This is a genomic window from Paraburkholderia hospita (assembly GCF_002902965.1).
Lineage (GTDB): Bacteria > Pseudomonadota > Gammaproteobacteria > Burkholderiales > Burkholderiaceae > Paraburkholderia > Paraburkholderia hospita.
Genome location: NZ_CP026108.1, coordinates 183,944 through 201,193, shown reverse-complemented (window position 1 = coordinate 201,193; position 17,250 = coordinate 183,944). Strand labels below are relative to the sequence as shown.

General features: G+C 59.2%; 18 protein-coding genes and 2 pseudogenes. 10 read left to right on the top strand and 10 right to left on the bottom strand.

Going from position 1 to position 17,250, the window contains the following annotated elements; translation table 11 throughout:
* Positions 1–68: 68 nt before the first annotated feature.
* A complete protein-coding gene (locus tag C2L64_RS45390; protein ID WP_158660587.1) occupies positions 69–527 on the top strand; it encodes a hypothetical protein in 459 nt (152 codons plus the stop codon).
* An 84-nt stretch (positions 528–611) separates the two neighbouring features.
* Positions 612–827: a hypothetical protein gene (locus tag C2L64_RS45385; protein ID WP_103153915.1), complete on the top strand. Its 216-nt coding sequence runs from the start codon at positions 612–614 to the stop codon at positions 825–827.
* A 323-nt stretch (positions 828–1,150) separates the two neighbouring features.
* Here C2L64_RS45385 and C2L64_RS45380 read toward each other — a convergent pair whose 3' ends face one another.
* Positions 1,151–3,499: a PAS domain S-box protein gene (locus C2L64_RS45380; protein WP_103153914.1), complete on the bottom strand. Its 2,349-nt coding sequence runs from the start codon at positions 3,497–3,499 to the stop codon at positions 1,151–1,153.
* Between the two features lie 1,006 nt (positions 3,500–4,505).
* On the opposite strand from C2L64_RS45380, the gene C2L64_RS53740 reads away from it, so the two are divergent.
* Positions 4,506–4,649 carry a hypothetical protein gene (locus C2L64_RS53740; RefSeq protein WP_158660586.1) on the top strand — a complete coding sequence of 48 codons (144 nt, stop codon included), beginning with the start codon at positions 4,506–4,508 and terminating at the stop codon, positions 4,647–4,649.
* Positions 4,650–4,798: 149 nt separating this feature from the next.
* On the opposite strand, the gene C2L64_RS45370 is transcribed toward C2L64_RS53740, so the two are convergent.
* Positions 4,799–5,593 (bottom strand): response regulator, encoded by a 795-nt coding sequence (locus tag C2L64_RS45370; RefSeq protein WP_103153913.1) that lies wholly within the window; start codon positions 5,591–5,593, stop codon positions 4,799–4,801.
* 236 nt (positions 5,594–5,829) lie between these two features.
* Here C2L64_RS45370 and C2L64_RS53735 point away from each other — a divergent pair, with 236 nt between their 5' ends.
* The 3 genes from C2L64_RS53735 to C2L64_RS45360 all read left to right on the top strand — a co-directional run bounded on the left by C2L64_RS53735 (position 5,830) and on the right by C2L64_RS45360 (position 7,865).
* Complete coding sequence (locus C2L64_RS53735) at positions 5,830–6,030, top strand: hypothetical protein (RefSeq protein ID WP_158660585.1); 201 nt, start codon at positions 5,830–5,832, stop codon at positions 6,028–6,030.
* A gap of 618 nt (positions 6,031–6,648) precedes the next feature.
* Positions 6,649–6,840 (top strand): hypothetical protein, encoded by a 192-nt coding sequence (locus tag C2L64_RS45365; RefSeq protein WP_103153912.1) that lies wholly within the window; start codon positions 6,649–6,651, stop codon positions 6,838–6,840.
* A gap of 554 nt (positions 6,841–7,394) precedes the next feature.
* Entirely contained in the window at positions 7,395–7,865 is a 471-nt protein-coding gene (locus C2L64_RS45360) for a hypothetical protein (protein WP_103153911.1), read from the top strand.
* A 318-nt stretch (positions 7,866–8,183) separates the two neighbouring features.
* On the opposite strand, the pseudogene C2L64_RS45355 reads toward C2L64_RS45360, so the two are convergent.
* Positions 8,184–9,409: pseudogene (locus C2L64_RS45355) on the bottom strand (IS1182 family transposase); the annotation flags it as partial.
* 106 nt (positions 9,410–9,515) lie between these two features.
* Here C2L64_RS45355 and C2L64_RS53730 point away from each other — a divergent pair.
* Positions 9,516–9,677 (top strand): hypothetical protein, encoded by a 162-nt coding sequence (locus C2L64_RS53730; RefSeq protein ID WP_158660584.1) that lies wholly within the window; start codon positions 9,516–9,518, stop codon positions 9,675–9,677.
* A 37-nt stretch (positions 9,678–9,714) separates the two neighbouring features.
* On the opposite strand, the gene C2L64_RS45350 is transcribed toward C2L64_RS53730, so the two are convergent.
* On the bottom strand, positions 9,715–10,017 hold the full coding sequence (locus C2L64_RS45350; RefSeq protein ID WP_103153910.1) for a hypothetical protein: 303 nt from the start codon (positions 10,015–10,017) through the stop codon (positions 9,715–9,717).
* 151 nt (positions 10,018–10,168) lie between these two features.
* Here C2L64_RS45350 and C2L64_RS45345 point away from each other — a divergent pair, with 151 nt between their 5' ends.
* Together C2L64_RS45345 and C2L64_RS55290 are read left to right on the top strand one after the other, a co-directional pair.
* Positions 10,169–10,474 (top strand): hypothetical protein, encoded by a 306-nt coding sequence (locus C2L64_RS45345; protein ID WP_103153909.1) that lies wholly within the window; start codon positions 10,169–10,171, stop codon positions 10,472–10,474.
* Positions 10,475–10,542: 68 nt separating this feature from the next.
* On the top strand, positions 10,543–10,767 hold the full coding sequence (locus C2L64_RS55290) for a hypothetical protein (RefSeq protein WP_103153908.1): 225 nt from the start codon (positions 10,543–10,545) through the stop codon (positions 10,765–10,767).
* Between the two features lie 69 nt (positions 10,768–10,836).
* Here the strand turns inward: C2L64_RS55290 and C2L64_RS45335 are convergent, their stop codons facing one another.
* Complete coding sequence (locus C2L64_RS45335) at positions 10,837–11,823, bottom strand: H-NS family nucleoid-associated regulatory protein (protein WP_103153907.1); 987 nt, start codon at positions 11,821–11,823, stop codon at positions 10,837–10,839.
* A gap of 172 nt (positions 11,824–11,995) precedes the next feature.
* Here C2L64_RS45335 and C2L64_RS45330 point away from each other — a divergent pair, with 172 nt between their 5' ends.
* Entirely contained in the window at positions 11,996–12,337 is a 342-nt protein-coding gene (locus tag C2L64_RS45330) for an H-NS histone family protein (protein WP_103153906.1), read from the top strand.
* A gap of 172 nt (positions 12,338–12,509) precedes the next feature.
* On the opposite strand, the gene C2L64_RS45325 is transcribed toward C2L64_RS45330, so the two are convergent.
* From C2L64_RS45325 to C2L64_RS45295, 5 genes and pseudogenes are all read right to left on the bottom strand, one after another.
* A complete protein-coding gene (locus C2L64_RS45325; RefSeq protein WP_103153905.1) occupies positions 12,510–12,938 on the bottom strand; it encodes a VOC family protein in 429 nt (142 codons plus the stop codon).
* 389 nt (positions 12,939–13,327) lie between these two features.
* On the bottom strand, positions 13,328–13,855 hold the full coding sequence (locus C2L64_RS45320; protein WP_103153904.1) for a Uma2 family endonuclease: 528 nt from the start codon (positions 13,853–13,855) through the stop codon (positions 13,328–13,330).
* A 955-nt stretch (positions 13,856–14,810) separates the two neighbouring features.
* The gene (locus tag C2L64_RS45305) at positions 14,811–15,551 is read right to left on the bottom strand and encodes a 3-ketoacyl-ACP reductase (RefSeq protein WP_103153903.1); all 741 of its coding nucleotides are present in this window, start codon (positions 15,549–15,551) and stop codon (positions 14,811–14,813) included.
* Between the two features lie 225 nt (positions 15,552–15,776).
* Positions 15,777–15,967, bottom strand: a pseudogene (locus C2L64_RS45300) (cold shock domain-containing protein); the annotation flags it as partial.
* 398 nt (positions 15,968–16,365) lie between these two features.
* A complete protein-coding gene (locus C2L64_RS45295) occupies positions 16,366–16,740 on the bottom strand; it encodes a cupin domain-containing protein (RefSeq protein ID WP_103153902.1) in 375 nt (124 codons plus the stop codon).
* Between the last annotated feature and the right edge of the window lie 510 nt (positions 16,741–17,250).

Sequence of the window (17,250 nt, the reverse complement as noted above, 5' to 3'; positions counted from 1 at the left end):
GGAGAAAGGCATTGCGCTGGTGCTCGAAGTGATTGGTGATTTAAGGAGCGCGCACGGCCACACGCCGCTTGAAGATTTTGATCATTTCTGCAGCTATTCGGGCCTATCCGAAGATGAAGTCGGCCGCCTGGCTTTTCTCTGGACAAAGTACGGGAATCTGTCGGCATGGCAGCCTGCCGACGCCGCTGAGCAGCGCTGGTGCGTTGACAGGCGAGGCCCGCTGGCGCAAGGATGACGCGGAGGTGGCCGTCACGGCGTTCAGGTTGCAACTCGGGATGCTGCTGCGTGACCTTCCGGTTGGAACAGTCGCGGAACTCGGCGATCTCTGCGTTGCCTGGTGGGGCGGCAAGGATCTGGTCTTCGCTCATCTGCGGGACGACGGCACCCGACCTGTGGAACGGGAATTTGATCTCGACGATTGCGAATGGCGAGCGCGGCGCGAGGCTTTTTTGGCGTGGCTGAAGGAGCCGAGGTACGGCTCGCGCGCGGAGGTTCGCGACTGGGTGTCGCGACAGCGGCAGCTGTAAACGCCCTATGCGCGGTCGTACGCTGCACGATCGGAATCTTTCGTATCAAGCGAAGTCCGCCACTAACGGTTGGGGGGAGGCACCATGGCAGACACTTTCAGACCCGGCGAAATTGTCACAGTGTCGGGTATCTATTCGGTCGTCCTTGAAGGGGGCGACAGCGAGGGCTGGACATTTGATGCCACGTGCGTCGAGGGCGACTACTTCCCGCCAACGCGCACCGGCGTCGGCGCGCACTATGAGCTGAAGTACGCGGCGCCCTATTCTTACCGGCATCCTGAGTTGAACCCGCGAAAGTGATACCCCGCTCACATGGCCACTGCGCCGTGGCGCGCGATATTTCTGACGAAATGGGCCGGTCACGAGTGTGCTAACAGACATGCTACGATCGAATCTACACGTTTCTATGCTACTGGCCCAGATGCTGGTCTGGAGTATGGCCGTCGTATGTTCGCTGATGTGATGGCGGCCATTTGCAGATCTCTTTCGCGGGCCTCTTGGGCCAGCCAGTGCGGGTGGTCTGAGCATTTGCGGTGGCGCTGAACGGCTGAGCCAATACTTCCATCGAACAATGACGCAGCGTAAGCCGCGGATGAATACAGCCAGTTCAACGGCCAACGCGTCTAGACCGCAAGGCGTCCAAGTACGTCGCCCAATTCTTCCAGGGTGTAGGGCTTGCGCAACGCCTTCCAGCGGAACGGGAGCGCTGGAGGATCTGGCATCTCGTTGCCCGAGGCAAATACAACACGCAGCGCCGGCTGTAGCTGAACCGCTCTTTCGACGAATTCGACTCCGGACGTGCCTGGAATCTCCAGATCGGCGACCACCACGTCGAATGCATCGTCCTTAAGCCAACGCAGCGCCTCTTCCGGCGAACCGGTCGTTGCCGGAGTGTGGCCGAGCATTTTTACCAGTTCGCCCGTCGCTTCCAGCAACGCTAGATCGTCGTCGACCAGAAGAACCCGGAGACCTGTCGTGCCAGCATTTGCTGCTGGCAGCGTTGCGTCCTGGCTTCTATCGGTCGCGCTGGCAGCGCCGAGTATCTGCCTAATTTTGTAGGCCAGCTGTTCCCGGCTGTACGGCTTGCTCAGGAGTTCGACACCCTGGTCCAGCCGTCCACCATGAATAATCGCGTTCTGCGTGTACCCGGAAGTGAAAAGCACCTTCAGCCGCGGCAAAAGCTGCACCGCCTGGGCGGCCATGTCCGGACTGCGCAGCGTCCCGGGCATGACAACGTCCGTAAAAAGCAGATCAATATGGATACCACTTCGAATTACGGTTAACGCCTGCTCCGCACTGTTCGCCTTCAGCACGCTGTAGCCAAGGCCGCACAGCATATCGACCACGGTAGATTGCACTTTCAGGTCGTCTTCGACTACGAGGATGGTCTCCGTTCCGCCGAGCAACCTGACGTTTGGTTTCGCAGGCGGCTCGACTGCCTGTTCGGTGGACCGTGGCAGGTAGATCCTGACGGTCGTGCCATGCCCGATCTCGCTGTAGATGCGGGTGTGTCCACCGCTCTGCTTGACGAAACCAAAGGCCATGCTTAAACCGAGTCCGGTTCCCACGCCTTCGGGTTTCGTCGTAAAGAACGGGTCGAACGCCCGCTCAAGCACGTCCGGCCGCATCCCGGTTCCGGTGTCGCTGACGGCAAGCATCACGTACTGGCCTGCCGCCACATCGGGGAGGCCGGCAACGTATTGATCGTCGAGCATTGCATTGGCCAGTTCCATGGTCAGCTTTCCGCCCTCAGGCATCGCGTCGCGCGCGTTGATCGCCAGATTGAGGATGACGTTCTCCAGCTGATGGATGTCCACAATGGTGTTCCATAGACCGCCAGACACGACCGTCTCCACTTCGATGGTCTCGCCGAGTGCGCGCCGCAGCAGATCATCCATGCCCCGTATTGCGGGTGCCAGATTGATTACGACCGGCCGCAGGGGCTGCCGGCGCCCAAAGGCAAGCAACTGGGACGCCAGTTTCGCTCCGCGCTCTACCGCGTCGATCGCCCTGTCGAGCCGCTCCCGGGTCCAGCCGTCGCTGGCATGGCGGTTTTCCAGCAGTTCCAGGTTACCGCGCAGTACCTGCAGCACATTGTTGAAATCATGCGCGACGCCGCCCGTCAGCTTACCGATGGCCTCCATCTTCTGCGACTGGAACAATGCCGTCCGCGTCTCTTCGATAACACGGTTGGCCTCCATCCGCTCGGTGATGTCACGGGTGATCTTCGCAAATCCGGCGAGCGTTCCCTCCTCGTCGCGGATGGCGTCGATGACCACGTGGGCCCAGAATCGGCTGCCATCCTTCCTCACCCGCCATCCTTCCGCTTCAAACCGCCCGTCCCTTGCGGCGGCGGTCAGCCCGCGTTGCGGCAGTCCTGCCGCAGCGTCTTCCGGCATGTAAAAGCGCGAAAAATGTGACCCGATGATTTCTTCTGCGGCGTAGCCCTTGATGCGCCGTGCACCGGAGTTCCAGTTTGTGACTATGCCGTCCGGCGATAACATGAAAATTGCATAGTCGGTCACTCCGTTCACCAGCATGCGGAAGCGCCGCTCGCTCTCCAGCACTGCCTCGTGCGCGGCCTTTTTCTCCGTGATATCGCGCACGATGTTCACATAACCGGCAAGTTCTCCGTCCTCCGAATGCAACGCGGTGATCACGTCGCTGGCCCAGAACGTTGAACCGCCCTTGCGGACTCGCCAGCCCTCGGTTTCGTGACGCCCGGACCGTCGCGCGGTCTCGAGACCGGCTGCCGGCGCCATTTTTTGGCGGTCGTCCTCTGTGTAAAGGATGTCCAGACACTGGCCAATAATCTCCTCCGGCTGGTATCCGTGGATGGCTATGCCACCGGGATTCCAGGTCAGAATCCGGCCTTCTACCGAAATCGCAAAGATGGAATAGTCGCAGACAGCTGCGACCCACCTGTCCGTCCAGTTCTGGATCGTACCGCCTGGTTGCCCTTTGTCCGGCATAGTCGACTCCCGATTTGATCTTTCTGGAAACAACCGGCTGACCCTTCTGGAAATAGCCGAACGCCATTTCGCTGGCGTAGGGCGCCAGAGTAAATGCGACAGGCGCCACAGTGGTGCGACTACGGGACAAAGTTCCTGCGACTGACCTACACCGCTAAAAGAATTTGGAGGGCGGAGCCAACGTCGCGATGCCGAGCCACTACACGCGTGAACCTTACCTCATGGCCCGCCGGTCACCAAAATTGGCCTTGGCTGGCCGGTTGTTGGCCATCCCAAGATGAGGCCGCGCGACATCGTTTGTGTGCGCCCCAACGTGGGCGCACACCTCCAAGGCTTCTAATCGGTCCGCGTAGGGCTGTCCTCGACCCACTCCCGCCGCTGGCACCTGCGCCACCTCAACGACTAGTTTATCGAGCACAACAGCGGTCGTCCGGGCCTACATCCTAGCCCGGCAAATGCCAGGCCGGAGCGGACGCCTCGGGGACTGCGAGCGAAATGCCAGACACCCGGCGGAACGGCCGCTGTGGACGACCCAGCTGGAGCCCTGCCTGAGACCCATGCCCGACGATTAGAGATCGTGCCGTTTAGCAAATGGACAATCCGGCCCGAGCGAATCAGGCACGACAATTTGCGTTCGAGACATGGATATACCGACACGGATAATCTGGGCCGCTTTTGTGCGTGAAAAAGACCGACTGGGTCACGCACGCGAGCGGCTTTCCTGCCCCCTTCGCGCAGACGTAGACACGTAGCGGGTCTCTACCCGCGATACGTTCGGCGGGTTTCCCTCTTTTTCCTGCTTTCGACTCAGACAAGGATGTGTTGAGGATTGCGGATACTCCCGCATCGACGACAGGAACGGCCGACTTGGCGGGCATGGCTCGTCGACGTGCCAACGCCAGCGACGAGTGACGACCGGAAGCCAGTTCCGTTTTGAGGGGAATGATCATGATGAGTAGACATCACGCTGTATTCTTGCTGAGTGCCGCCGCACTTGCTTGCTCCGATGACCAAGCTCTATCCGGCCTTCTGGATCTGCTGCACGATCACCTTCCTCGCGTCGCTCGCGATCGGCGGCGCGCGCTTCCCGGTCTCGCTCAGGCAATACCTGATCAATCCCATACCCTGCCGCTCTCGCCAAACGAAGTGAGTTCGACGGGCCTCGGTCTGGTGGGCATGCAACACCGGGTCGAATCGCAAGGCGGCTTTCTTTCGGTTCACTCTTCCGGGGCAAGGGGAACAGTCGTGTCGGCCAGTTGGTCGCTTTGAAGCGCCCGCGCAGCGGCGCGACGCGGCCGCTCAGCCCACGGCCGTATCGCTGAGCCGGGATACCGGCGCCTCAGGAGGCTCGCCGGTTTCAGAGGGCGACGGCTCCGGACGTGTCGACGGCAAACGCGCAACCCTGTCGTCCTCCTCCGGCTCGGCGCACTTCGAAGCGAGGGACGTCAGCAGTCCCATGCTGATGGCAACCAGCACCAGCTCGGTCAGATTCTCGATGGCGAGCTTGTGCATCACGCTGGCGCGGTACTTTTCGATCGTCTTCGGGCTCAGGTTCAGATACTGGCCAACCTGCCGGTTGGTGCGCCCCTCGGCGATCAGCTTGAACACGCTGCGCTCGCGCGCCGTCAGAATGTCCCACGCCTTTTTGGGCCCCGCGGCCTCGCGTCCGGTAATGAACGAGCCGACCATGTAGCCGTACACGTCGGCACTTAGATGTTTTTTCCCCTGCATCACCGCTCGCATCGCCACGAGCAGTTCGTCAAACGAAACGTCTTTCAGCACATAGCCGTCGACACCTGCGCGCAGCGCTTCACGCACATACTCTTCATTCTGATGGACGGTGAGCGCCACGATGCGCACGAGCGGCGAGCGACGCTTGATGGCTGCGCTCGCATCGATCCCGTTCATGCCGCGCATGGACAGATCCATCAGGATCAGATCGGGCGCGAGGGTCATCGCGAGTTGACACGCCTCCTTGCCATCCCGCGCCTCGCCGACCACGGCGTATTCCCCTTGTGCCGCGAGCATCGAGCACAAGCCATTGCGCAGCAAATCATGATCTTCGGCAATCAATACGCGATATTTGATATTCACGATCGCGACTCCTCGTTCGGCATGGGGGCTGGAGAATTACCTGGTCGTGGATGGATGGACGTTTAGCACGTCTTTTTTCCTTCAATTATCCCTTTCCAAGTCGTTTCATATTTCTTTCTTTAACATTACATTTATGGTAAGATTTCTTGGTGACCGCGCTGCGCGGCTTATACTGCAAGGTTCGCGCCAATGATCGTACAAGGCGCATGCCCCCTGTTCGCGCCCTTCGATAACAAATGGAAATTAAGAAACAGCGGGGAAAACGTTTCAAAAATGATAATTTCACCTCCGAAACCGGGATTAGTAATAATACGAATAAAGTGACTTCAAACGATGAATCGGTAACAGCTGGAGGTGCCTTGCGCGACTCTGCTTTCCACTGGAATTATTTTTCTTCAAAGAAGTCAGTTGCAAATGAGGCGCAATTGCCAACCTGAATACGGATGTAACATTTTTGTACAGTGGGTGAAAGCCCCAGCACCCTCCGTTGAAAAGTAGGAAGGTGCCCCATTGCCGGCGTCCTTTTCCGTACCTCACAATGCACGGCGGAGGGAAATACCGTGCGCCAGCGCCCTTCCTTGCTGTCGATGAACGCGATTAGGTTCGTCTCAATGACGCTTGGGATGACGTCGGCTGGAATCACGCATGCGGACATGTTCGGTGCGGTCGATAGCAGCGGCGCAATCGATCTGACCAACACACCCGGCAAGGTTGGACTAGCCGTCATCGTAGCCAGCGGCTCAGCTCGCAGAACGGAGCATGAGCCTCTCGACTCACTCCGCTCCAATTATCCAACCTCGGCTGCACGAGCTTCCAGTGAGCGAACAGCCCAGGCCGGGTTTGCGCGACTCGCGCCAAGCCGTGCCTGGCTCACCGAAGATGGCCCCGCAACTTTTTGTATTTCTTCGCCGCCCACGCGTCCAGCGTGGCCTGTCTGATGACCCGCGATTTCTTCAAATTGGCGCGCGCCGGCGTCTGGGTGAGGCAAGATGGGTGCATGGTGCGGCCGTCATGGCGAGGCATCAACTCAGTGGGTTTTTCTGCGGGAGTGACAGATGAAAAACCAATACGAAAAGGCCCCGGCCGGAGCCTTCCAGCAAATGAAGTCGACGATTGAGGAAATAGAGGAGGACATCAGGGTTCTCGAAGAAGGGGGCCACCTTGAATCGGCGGAGATGCGCCGAAAGCTGGAAAAGCTGCGAGTTCAGTTTGCGGCTCTTAGCGGAGAGCGGCTCGACGATAAGTGACGTGCCGACCGACTACGTCGACGTCGTGAATTCCCGGATCGCGATCGCCTGCCAGGAGGATCGGGAGAGTCCCGGCAGTATGCGGTAGCATGGTGATGGGGATGTTGTACCGCGTCGACGGACTGCGATCCGGGCGCGGTGAGCGGTGCGCTCTCCCTCTTCGGGATGGCTCGGCGCGGTCTCGGCCCGCTGAGCCTTGGCAACGGGGCCGCCCGTCTGCTGGACTCAGCCTGCTGTATACATAAAACCGCATTTTACGCGTGCCAATAATTACCGATTCACTTTTTAATAGGCTTCCTAACTGATGCAGGGTGAAGCTGGATCCTAACCGCATGCGGTGGCATGCCCCGACAGCATGACGGCCGACAGCACCCAGACGAGGAGCCGCACGCGCGAGTTCCGTCCCGGCGAACGACACCACCATCCCCGCTGCCACTTCCATCACAGACAACAACGGCAACGTGTGGACGCTGACGCAGGGCTCGGTGCACCTGAACAGGATCCGTCAGTTCGACCCGCCTGCCACGCCACTTCAACCAGCCGGGAGACACGACATGAAGATGATTGGTTTGCTGGGACTGCTGGCGAGTGCCGCTGTGCAGGCTCAGGTCACCCTGCCGTTGCCAGCGGCATACCCGACGCTGCTCGGGGCCTCGTGCGGCGGTGTACATGTTGCCAGCTATGTCACAGGATTCGACAAGAACGGGTATATCCGCGGCGAGGTCTACGCGCGGACCCGCTGCGGCGGATCGGCGCGCGGCGGCGGCTACCGAAGCCAGACCTATCAGGCGTGGCACACCATCGTGTGGCACCTGCGCCAGAACTACAAGCTGCTGCCTTACGACAACGTGGTTCCCGACCCGGCATTCACGGCCACCGATGCATACGGCAATAGCATCCTAGACACCTGTTCCGATACAACCGATGGACAGCCGGCCTGCGTCGCCAGTGCCTATATCTACTATGTTCCGCCCACGATGACACCGATTTCGGACTCCGGCCCCGTCAACCCGGACATTCGGTGAGACCGGTCATTCGCGATCGCTGAACTGCGAACGTCCGCAAGGCGACATGTAGCCGCCTGACCAGAGGTACCCGATTGACGGTAAAGGCCGAGTCGCTCCACCGCACGTCCGGCAGGTTCCGAAGTGAACCGGCCGTTGGAATGGCGGCTTTGTGTGTTTCGCGAACGGCAACTATTGGCCCAGAGCGTGTCAAAACGCGTAGCCACTGTGAATTGACGAAACCTGGCTCGGCGCAGGTCGCGGCTTTTCGATTGCGGCAACCCGAACGTCAAATCACAGCCGAACACATCGCAAAGGCTCAACAACCCCGTACGGGCCTCAGGCCCTCATCGCCTTCATAACCGCTTCTGAACCGAGTAGCTTGATCACCCGCTTCCTGTTGTACGCCAGCACGTGAAGCTCATCTCCGTGCTCACCCGCCCGATGGTCCGTGTCAGGAAATGAGTGACGCCCATCCATGCCTTGATCGTGCCGAACGGGTGCTCGACAGTCTGTCGCCGGATACGCATCATCTCAGGCGCTTGATCAAGCCGCGCCTGCATTTCATCAAGAACAGCTTCGTGCTCCCAGCGTGCCACCCGTCGGTGAGAGCCCGGCGTGCAGTCCCCTTTTAGCGGACATTGCTGGCAATTCGAACTCCAGTACTTACTGATCCTCAGGCCGCGCTCAACGGTCGAGAATCGCCAGATGAGCCGCTCGCCGGCCGGGCACCGATATTCATTCGTCTGTGCGTTGTAAATGAAGTCATCCTTGCCGAAGCGGCCATGAGCCGTTGCGCTCGATGTCACCGTCTTCGGAACGAACACGCTTATCCCGGCCTCATGGCATGCGAGTATCTCCTCGCTCTTGTAGTAGCCGCGATCCGCAACTGCGGTGAGCTTGTCGACGGCCATCTCTGTACGGGCAAGCTTCGCCACCGACGTCAACTGATCACGATCAATGCCATCATTGGTAACGACGTGCGCGACGATCAGATGGTGCTTCGTGTCAACCACCGTCTGGACGTTGTAGCCGACGACTCCCGTTCCTCGTGTCTTCATCGAACGTGCATCCGGATCCGTGAGCGATACCTGTTTGTCGGGTGCCGCGTTGAGTTGGACCTCGATCTCCTTGAGACTTCGCATCTGTTCCTTCAAGGCCGCAATCTTGTCCTGCAGTCGAGCTGTTCTGGCCTTCGCAATCGCAGGCTCCTGACGATCCGCTGTGTCCATCGCCTCGAGATAGCGAGCGATACTTGACTCGATGTCGCGCATGCGTCGTTCGAGCTTGGCGCTCGTGAAGTCGCGGTCGCGATGGTTCACCGCCTTGAACTTGCTGCCGTCGATCGCAACGACCGCTTCGGCGAAGAGGTCCAGACGCTGGTATAGCACGACGAACTGGCGGCAGACGCTGCGGATCGCTTTGCCGTTGTCTTTCCGGAACCGCGCAATGGTCTTGAAGTCCGGCGCCAGTCGGCCGGTGAGCCACATCAATTCGACGTTGCGTTGAGCCTCGCGTTCAAGGCGACGGCTGGATTGAATACGATTCAGGTAACCGTAGATGAATGGAAGGGACCTCCCCACCGGACGCCTCGGCGGAAGCCGCGAACAAGCATCGGCGTACCATTGTTCGGTCCCGATCCTTCAACCGCATCGACATCAGGGGAAGTTCATGACCATTGTCACGTTAGGAATCGATCTTGCAAAGAACGTCTTTGCCGTTCATGGCGTGGAAAACAGACTCTCGGTGAACGTGTCGGCGCCGCGCATGATCTCCAGTGGGCAAGTGAGGGGTCTCATATCAACGCATCAGGGGCCTTTCGCGATGACGTAAGGCGCCGGTACTTCAGCAACCTGCTAGGCTGTGACTTTCAGCAATAAATCGGGGAAATTCCAGCGCTATGTGACGCCGATAATGAGGGTGCTGCGGGCGGCTTCGACGCGATGATCCAAGGGCAGTTCGCGACCCTCAATGGCCCCACGAGCAGGACGAAATGAACAACTGCTTTCAAAGTCCTGGAGACGTCCGCACGTTGCTGCCCCAGCATCGGCGATAAAAGCGTTTGCGCTTCAGCATGCCCCTCGGGGTCGGCGATCTTTAATGCGTTCATTTCTTTCGCCACCACCGTAGCGAGACTTTTCGATTCCGGATCGCTCTCGAGGTTTTCAACCATACGGGATCACAATTGCCGGCAGCAATCGCACCAGTTCTAGTAATGTCGCGTTACCAATCTCGCAAGGCCGTTTCACCTGTGTCTAACCTCCCCTCCTACACTTCGAGCCGTGGTCACTGACATTGCACTCAACGTGCGAGGAGTAGCAAAGATGAACAAGAAGATTCTTAGCGCGATTCTTGGTGTTGCGGTTCTGGCCGCGTCGACCGCAGCATCGGCGCACGTCGACGTCGCCATCGGATTGGGCGTCCCCGGGGCCGTGTATGCGCCGGCAGAGCCTGTGTACGTTGCCCCTCCGCCCGTCGCCTACGCTCCCACGCCCGTGGCTGTCGCTTACGACGGCTATGACGACTGGCGTGCTCGCCAATGGCGCGAGCGTCGTGAGTGGCGTGAACGGGAATGGCGCCGCCACGAATGGCGTGAGCACGAGTGGCGTGAGCGCGGTCGCTGGGGTTGAAGCGACGCCGGGAGCAACCACATACCCAAAATACAACCTCAGAGCACCCGGGATTGAAAGCTAGTCAAATGAGAATTGCGTTAGCGGCTGTCACGCTGCCCTTGGCAACAGTCGGAACGGCAAACGCTGCTGGCTGCCTCAAAGGCGCGGTCGTTGGCGGTGTGGCCGGTCACTATGCTGGACACCATGCGGTCGTCGGTGCAGTTGGCGGCTGCGTGGTCGGCAGACACCTTGCGAAGCAGCACGCTCAACAGCAGCAAGCTGCACAACGTCAGGCAGCACAGGCGCAATAAACGTCGTCGGCTTGGTGTACCCGGTGGAACCAGAAAATCGCTGGTCCACCGGGCACCTGACAACTACGTTTAGGTCGTCAACTCGGCGCCAGACTCGACTGTGGCCACCGGAGCGGGCACAGCCACGCTCTTGCGCGGCGCTTTTTTCGCCGGCACCTTCGCGCTCACGGCCTTCTTGCCAACCACTTTCTTCGCCGCAACCCTCTTCGTCGGTGCGGTCTTTGTCGCTGCGACCTTCTTGACGACGGCTTTCTTGGCAACTGCCTTTTTGGCCGAATGCTTCGTCTTGCTCGCAACCCCCGCACTGGTCGCCGGGTCGACGCCCGCAATCAGAAACTTACTACGGTCTTTCGCACTAGCCAACCACGCCGGCGCCGGACCACGACCGCTCCATGTCGCGCCCGTCTTGGGGTCAGCGTAGAGCGCCGGCTGCGGTCCTTTCCGCTGCCCCGTGCCCGCAGTCGCTCCGACTGACTTCGACGCCGTCTTTTTGACCGCAGCCTTCGCCTTGCTCACCGCACTTGCAGTCGCCGCAACAGTCGCTTCCGCACCGCCTGCAATCAAAAATTTACTGCGGTCTTTGACGTCCTTAATCCACGCCGGTGGGCGGGCATGACCACTCCACGTCTCGCCGGTCTTGGGATTGATGTATTTGGGTGGCAGCTTGCCCTTCGCCGTTGTCTTGCCAGCCGCTTTGGCTAAATCCTTCGGTTTGCTCGCAGTCGTGCCTGTGGCATCAGTCAAGAACTTCGTCCGGTCCTTGGCGTTGGCAATCCATCCGGGCGCGCGACCATGTCCCGTCCACGTCGCCCCAGTCTTCGGGTCCCGGTATTTCGCTACCGAGCTTGCTGCTTTGGCTGCGGCCTTCGCACCCGGCTTCGGTCCGCGCTTCTTGGCACCACCGACGTACGCTTCGATGTCGGCAGTCGTCAGCCCATGTTTCTCCATGATGTCGCGAATCTTCGCGATTACGCCAGACGACTGTTTTGCAACCAGCGCTTCTGCCTGAGCCTGGAGCTTTGCGATTTGAGCTTGAACTTTATCAAGTATGGCCATTTTTTCTTTCTCCCCGTTGGTTTGCAATGGCCGCACTATGCCACATAACAACAGAAATAGGCTATTGAGCGGTAGGCTATACGAGCGCCGAACCAGTAGTGGTATTCTTAATGCACAGGGATTTCGGAGGCACGAGACATCTTGCGCAATATCGTTGAGAGAGGAAAACGTAATGGACGAGCGAAAACGAGACAGCATTGTCGCTTACCTGCGCCGTAGAATGGCCGAGGTCGGAATCGAACTCGACGACTTGGCAGCGGCGATAGCCCAAGACCAAATCCAATATAAGTCGGCAAAATATCGCAGCGCAACGGGAGAGACGTGGTCGGGCGAGGGGGAGATGCCCCAATGGCTTAAGCAGGCCATCAGCGCGGGCCAATCAGTCGAGCATTTCGGCGTAGGCGGCGCGGCGCAATCGGCGCCCGCTGCCGGTCCGAAGGTTGACTGGCGGCAAGACCCATTTGCAGGCAGCCCGTTGGCGACCGCGCATTCGCCACACATTGACGCCCGCTGACGCTGGCATGAAGTGTTACTCCCCCCACCAGCGTTCGACCATCGATGGCTCGCGTGCAATGACAGCCAAAAGCGTGTAGACATTTCACCGGAAAATTCAGCTAGGTGTCGTTGCTTCTCGTCGCTTCACTTTGCCTGCCCAGGAAGGGGTTTGTCTTACGGGAGCAAGCCCATTATTTTTCTTTTCGCATCGAAGGCGTGAAAGTCACCCCGACAAGTATTCCCTCGGGTGAGAGAAAACGCGTGACAGTTTGACCCCAAGGTTCTTGCTTGTTCCGGACCAGGATTCGATATCCCCGTGATTCGAGATTTGCCGTTGCCTTTTCTACGCTGTCGCCATCGAACTCCAGCCATGCTTGCGGGACAGGAATGTCTTCGGGCCACGAATCGCTATCAAAGCAGGAGTGCGCCGCCTGAGAGAGAGGCCACAAGGCAAACGTCTTTGCGCCCTGAAGAGCTTCCGTGTGCAAGTACCCACCACTCTCCTCTTTGAAAGGAATGCCAAGGACTTCGCAATAGAGTTCGCGGCTTTCTGACGGCTCACGGACAATTGGACCGAAGCCTGCGATGAACAGAACCTTAAAGTTGCTCGCAACTTGCATAGTACCTCCTTACCAAACTGCATCGAACTGCATCGAACTGCAGGACATTCTCATGCGGCCAGCCGATGCTCGAGGTCGCACACGGTAGTGGACGATTAGGTATGCAAAAACGTAGGCGACGGCTTCACTCCCTTTCCGACATCTAACTGACCAGCCTGACAATCGGAAAAACAACTCCGCCATCGACAACTCGCGGCCTACGTGGAGGGGGCGGTCTTATGTTGGCGAGCGGGCCAATATTGTGTTGACGTCAGCACCTGAAGCGCCGCGAGGTCAGAAACTTCTCGCTTATCGAAATCACGACAACCCTGACCGGTACCGCCTCCCAAGTCAGGTCCGATTTTCACCACTGTTTTTACGAGAGATGCTTCGAGCGAAGCCGATGTACGTCAAGCCCACGCGAAAAACATCGGGGCCGGTTCGAGGGTCACGCTAAACAGGGATGACGCACGCGGACCATCTGCCCCTCGAAATTCAACCTTCCCGAGGGGGCCGACGATGATGACTTCCTGCGCACCGCTGTTGAGGTAGGCGTCAGCCTTGCGCTCAACCTGGTCGGCGTCATTGTCGTCCGCGAGCACCTCGATGCACAGGTCGGGAACGGAAGGTAAAGGAGCGTCCGAATCGATTTCGGGCCATTTTTCCTCGGGCATCCAAACGACGTCGGCAATGCGGATGCCGAACGACCGGGTCGTTACCGGCTGATGCATCGCCACGCGAGGTCCCAACTGCGAGGCAAGCTGGCAGAACATGTCGGTGACCAGGAGTTGATGCCAAGGACACACCTGTTGATGGTCGATGCCTCGTCCCAGCTGGTCGACTTCGTATCTGACCCGTCCGTCGCTGACCGCGTGAGCAGTCAGGTTTCGCCATACTGCCAACAGCCTGTCTGGGGCCGGGAGATTTTGGGTTCTCATGGCGCTCTCCGCGAAAGGGTCAATCACAGTGTATACCCTCGCGGAAGCATCGGGTCCAGGTCGGCCGCCTCAACGTTGCGGATACCCCGTTGACCAGGAGTGCGCCGCCCATCGCAACGGCCAACGGGCGCCGGTCCGATATGAGCGTGGCGCTCGTCGGATGCACGGGGCACCTCGCAGAGCACACAGCCGTCAGCGTCAGGCCATCGGCGAACACCGTTACGCTTCGCGACAGCGGGTGAGCATTCCGACTGGCAGCGCGCCCAGGCAAGACCGGACAGTCCCACGACGAACATCGGAAGGTTCGACAAAACACTATGACCTGTCGCCGGTTCGACGACGCTTGCAGCGTTCGCCTCCGCCGTTCGCATGACCGGCGCGTTCATTCGTCGTAGAGGTCGCTACACGGTCCGTCATATCGGACATCGAGCGACGACCGGTCCTTGAAAACAAGTCGCTTCACAACACCGCAATCCTGGACGGTATGAACAGCGTCACGCTTCACAAAGACGCCCGGACGTTCATCGGGGAGAACGAGTTGTATTAGCGAACCATATTTTCGCGTCGCATCGAAGAAGTTCGGCTCGTGTGACGGCTCCGCTATCCCCAGCCAATACACGAGGGCAGCGCCGGGGTCCTAGGTATCGCGAGCAAGAAAACGCAGTGTCTTTGGCCCAGCCTGGTATGAAGATGGCTCGATGCCTGGTACATCGCGCATGTGGGTCTCCGTGGGTAATGGGTGAGATTCGTGGCATACCATTCCGCTAGCGGGTCCAGCACGAAAGACATCTCAGTTTGCGCGCCCCGTGCACGACGTGCCGGAATCCCTGCATGTCGTCGAGAAATATATGCAGCGCAGAGAACGCGTTGCGAACGAGGCGCTTCCGCGTCCCCGGCGCTCTGTCGCGAGCGCCGAGGACAGCCGTTTTCGTGCCGGTTGAGGCGTCGGCGGTTTCTATCTCATGTGCAGGCCGCCGTTCAACGAAAAGTCAGCCCCTGTGGAAAAACCCGCTTCGTCGCTGGCCAGCCACGAAACAATTGAGGCAATTTCGGTCGCCTCCCCAAGACGGCGCACCGGTATGCTCTGAACGATTGCGTCGAGAACCTCGGGGCGCACAGCCCGCACCATATCGGTCCCGATGTACCCCGGTGAAACCGTATTCACGGTGATGCCCTTTGTCGCGACTTCCTGGGCCAGCGACATCGTGAAGCCGTGAATGCCTGCCTTCGCCGTCGAGTAGTTGGTCTGGCCGAACTGCCCCTTCTGCCCGTTCACCGAGGAGATGTTGACTATCCGGCCCCACTCCTTGCTGACCATCGCTTCGATGACCTGCTTGGTCACATTGAAGAGGCTCGTCAGGTTCGTGTCGATGACATCGTTCCAGTTTTCCCGTGACATCTTGCGAAACACGCCGTCCCGCGTGATGCCCGCATTGTTCACCAGCACGTCAATCTCACCGACCTCTTTCTTCACCTTAGCGAAGGCCGCCTCAGTCGAGGCCCAGTCCGCAACATTGCCCTCTGAGGCGACAAAGGAGAATCCCAACCCGGCCTGCTCGGCCAGCCATCGTTCACGTCTGGGCGAGTTCGGCCCGCATCCTGCCACGACCGTCAAGCCATCGTTGTGCAGACGCTGACATATTGCCGTTCCGATTCCGCCCATGCCACCAGTTACATAAGCGATTCGCTTTGTCATGTCTTGACTCCTCCGCGATTACGGTTAGCCCAAGAGTTGGGCCACATGTGACGCCGGACCTCCGCATAACTCCATAGCACTACTATTCTTTTTATTAATAGATTCGCAATACTGCGTTGAACAATCTGATGAGAGGTGACCGTATGCACGCCTTGCATAACTGTGCATACGCACATACATCACCCGGACCGTAGGCCTTATCTCCACGGCAAGCGTGCCGACGGATTACTGCGGCTGGATATTAGCTGCCTGCTTACCCTTTGGTCCCTGCTTGACGTCGAGGTCATACGTCGGTTTTCCTTCAGCGACTTGGAGCCTTTTCCCTGAATTTCCGAGAAGTGCGCGAACAGGTCCTTATCGCCATCATCCGGCGTGACGAATCAAAAACCTTTCGCATCGCCAAACCACTTGACAGTACACCGCGGCCATAGTGTCGAAAACCAGTTCTATTGACGAATGCCGCTGAGGGTTTGGCAAACATGAAAGGTACTTTTAGCACAGGAAAACCAATGCAGGACATACACGTTTACGATATCTGACACAGCTCAAGGGCCCGCATTTAGCGCTTGAAGGTTGCATGCGCAGGATTCTCGTTTCGGGCAATCGGTGTCCTCGGTTCTCGAATAGCCTCACCGCATGACTCGCAGGACGTCCGTGCCCTCATCTCTCGCGCATGCCCGAAGCGGCTCGCGCCCGGTTCAGGGGAGTTCGACCATGGGATACAGACCGTATGCGGAGTTCGGACTGACATCTTCTCGAGCATGACTTAACCTCGACGGCATGCGCTTGCACCCCGGCCAAGGAAACCACGACGTCAAACTTGAACCACGGCGAGAAGCGCCGGCACGTCGCCGATGACACGACTCTGATGTCCCTTGCCCGTGGTATCCCCAAGCAGTATCGCGCCTCCTGCCGCGACGCGACGTCGCTCACCGTCACCGGCCTCGAACTCAATCTCCCCGCTGAGAAAAAATACCCACAGGCACGTGGGCGAAGGATGAAGGTCTCCGACCCATCCGCTTGGCACGTGCACAAATCCGTAGCGGGTCGCTGCCGCGAAATCCGACACGTCAAACGATTCAGCGGGGGGCGCGAAGTTGCGGGTGACCAGTTCGATGTTTACCGACGCAAAGTGACTTTCGCCAACCGAGTCTGAAAACAGTTGTGAAAACGACAGTGCAAACGCCACGGGGTTTCTCCTTCCGCGGCCTATGTTCCAGTCGGCGTTCGACGTGCCCCGTCAGAGTGTCTCGGAGGTCTGCGTTACTCAGCGCCGCGCGAGACGTCGGCCGCACAACGACTCACGTTGAGTGTCCCGCCCGCCGGCCCGGGCGTCAAGGCACGGTGACGTAAAGCGAGGACAACGCGCCAGCACGGCGAACCGGGTCGCAGAGGTGTGCTGTCCGCTTCGCCGGGACTATTTCTGTCCTGGCCCGATGTAAGACGCACGTGGCTCCGTCGGCCGCCTTCCTCCGCGGCGACCGCCTGTCGCCAGCTCGACGCGAAATTTTCGGTTTCAGAACTCACAAACCCGTGGTCAACATCCCGGCCATCGGCGACGTTAAGGATGCAAGAGGCGAGAACCGTCCGCCTCGCGTCACGACCCGCGCTCATTTCAACGCCGGTCGGCTTTGTACCTGCTGGAGCGGAACATGAAAAGCGTGAACGGGCACTCGCTGCGTTGCCAGGTCGAGAAATG

What these genes read in the sequence shown, in the direction of transcription:
- C2L64_RS53730 (WP_158660584.1), top strand. Translation starts at nt 9,516, where the DNA reads ATGACCATTGTCACGTTAGGAATCGATCTTGCAAAGAACGTCTTTGCC.
- C2L64_RS45360 (WP_103153911.1), top strand. Translation starts at nt 7,395, where the DNA reads ATGAAGATGATTGGTTTGCTGGGACTGCTGGCGAGTGCCGCTGTGCAG.
- C2L64_RS45345 (WP_103153909.1), top strand. Translation starts at nt 10,169, where the DNA reads ATGAACAAGAAGATTCTTAGCGCGATTCTTGGTGTTGCGGTTCTGGCC.
- C2L64_RS45350 (WP_103153910.1), bottom strand. Translation starts at nt 10,017, where the DNA reads ATGGTTGAAAACCTCGAGAGCGATCCGGAATCGAAAAGTCTCGCTACG.
- C2L64_RS45305 (WP_103153903.1), bottom strand. Translation starts at nt 15,551, where the DNA reads ATGACAAAGCGAATCGCTTATGTAACTGGTGGCATGGGCGGAATCGGA.
- C2L64_RS55290 (WP_103153908.1), top strand. Translation starts at nt 10,543, where the DNA reads ATGAGAATTGCGTTAGCGGCTGTCACGCTGCCCTTGGCAACAGTCGGA.
- C2L64_RS45320 (WP_103153904.1), bottom strand. Translation starts at nt 13,855, where the DNA reads ATGAGAACCCAAAATCTCCCGGCCCCAGACAGGCTGTTGGCAGTATGG.
- C2L64_RS45385 (WP_103153915.1), top strand. Translation starts at nt 612, where the DNA reads ATGGCAGACACTTTCAGACCCGGCGAAATTGTCACAGTGTCGGGTATC.
- C2L64_RS53735 (WP_158660585.1), top strand. Translation starts at nt 5,830, where the DNA reads ATGGAAATTAAGAAACAGCGGGGAAAACGTTTCAAAAATGATAATTTC.
- C2L64_RS45380 (WP_103153914.1), bottom strand. Translation starts at nt 3,499, where the DNA reads ATGCCGGACAAAGGGCAACCAGGCGGTACGATCCAGAACTGGACGGAC.
- C2L64_RS45330 (WP_103153906.1), top strand. Translation starts at nt 11,996, where the DNA reads ATGGACGAGCGAAAACGAGACAGCATTGTCGCTTACCTGCGCCGTAGA.
- C2L64_RS45325 (WP_103153905.1), bottom strand. Translation starts at nt 12,938, where the DNA reads ATGCAAGTTGCGAGCAACTTTAAGGTTCTGTTCATCGCAGGCTTCGGT.
- C2L64_RS45335 (WP_103153907.1), bottom strand. Translation starts at nt 11,823, where the DNA reads ATGGCCATACTTGATAAAGTTCAAGCTCAAATCGCAAAGCTCCAGGCT.
- C2L64_RS53740 (WP_158660586.1), top strand. Translation starts at nt 4,506, where the DNA reads ATGACCAAGCTCTATCCGGCCTTCTGGATCTGCTGCACGATCACCTTC.
- C2L64_RS45365 (WP_103153912.1), top strand. Translation starts at nt 6,649, where the DNA reads ATGAAAAACCAATACGAAAAGGCCCCGGCCGGAGCCTTCCAGCAAATG.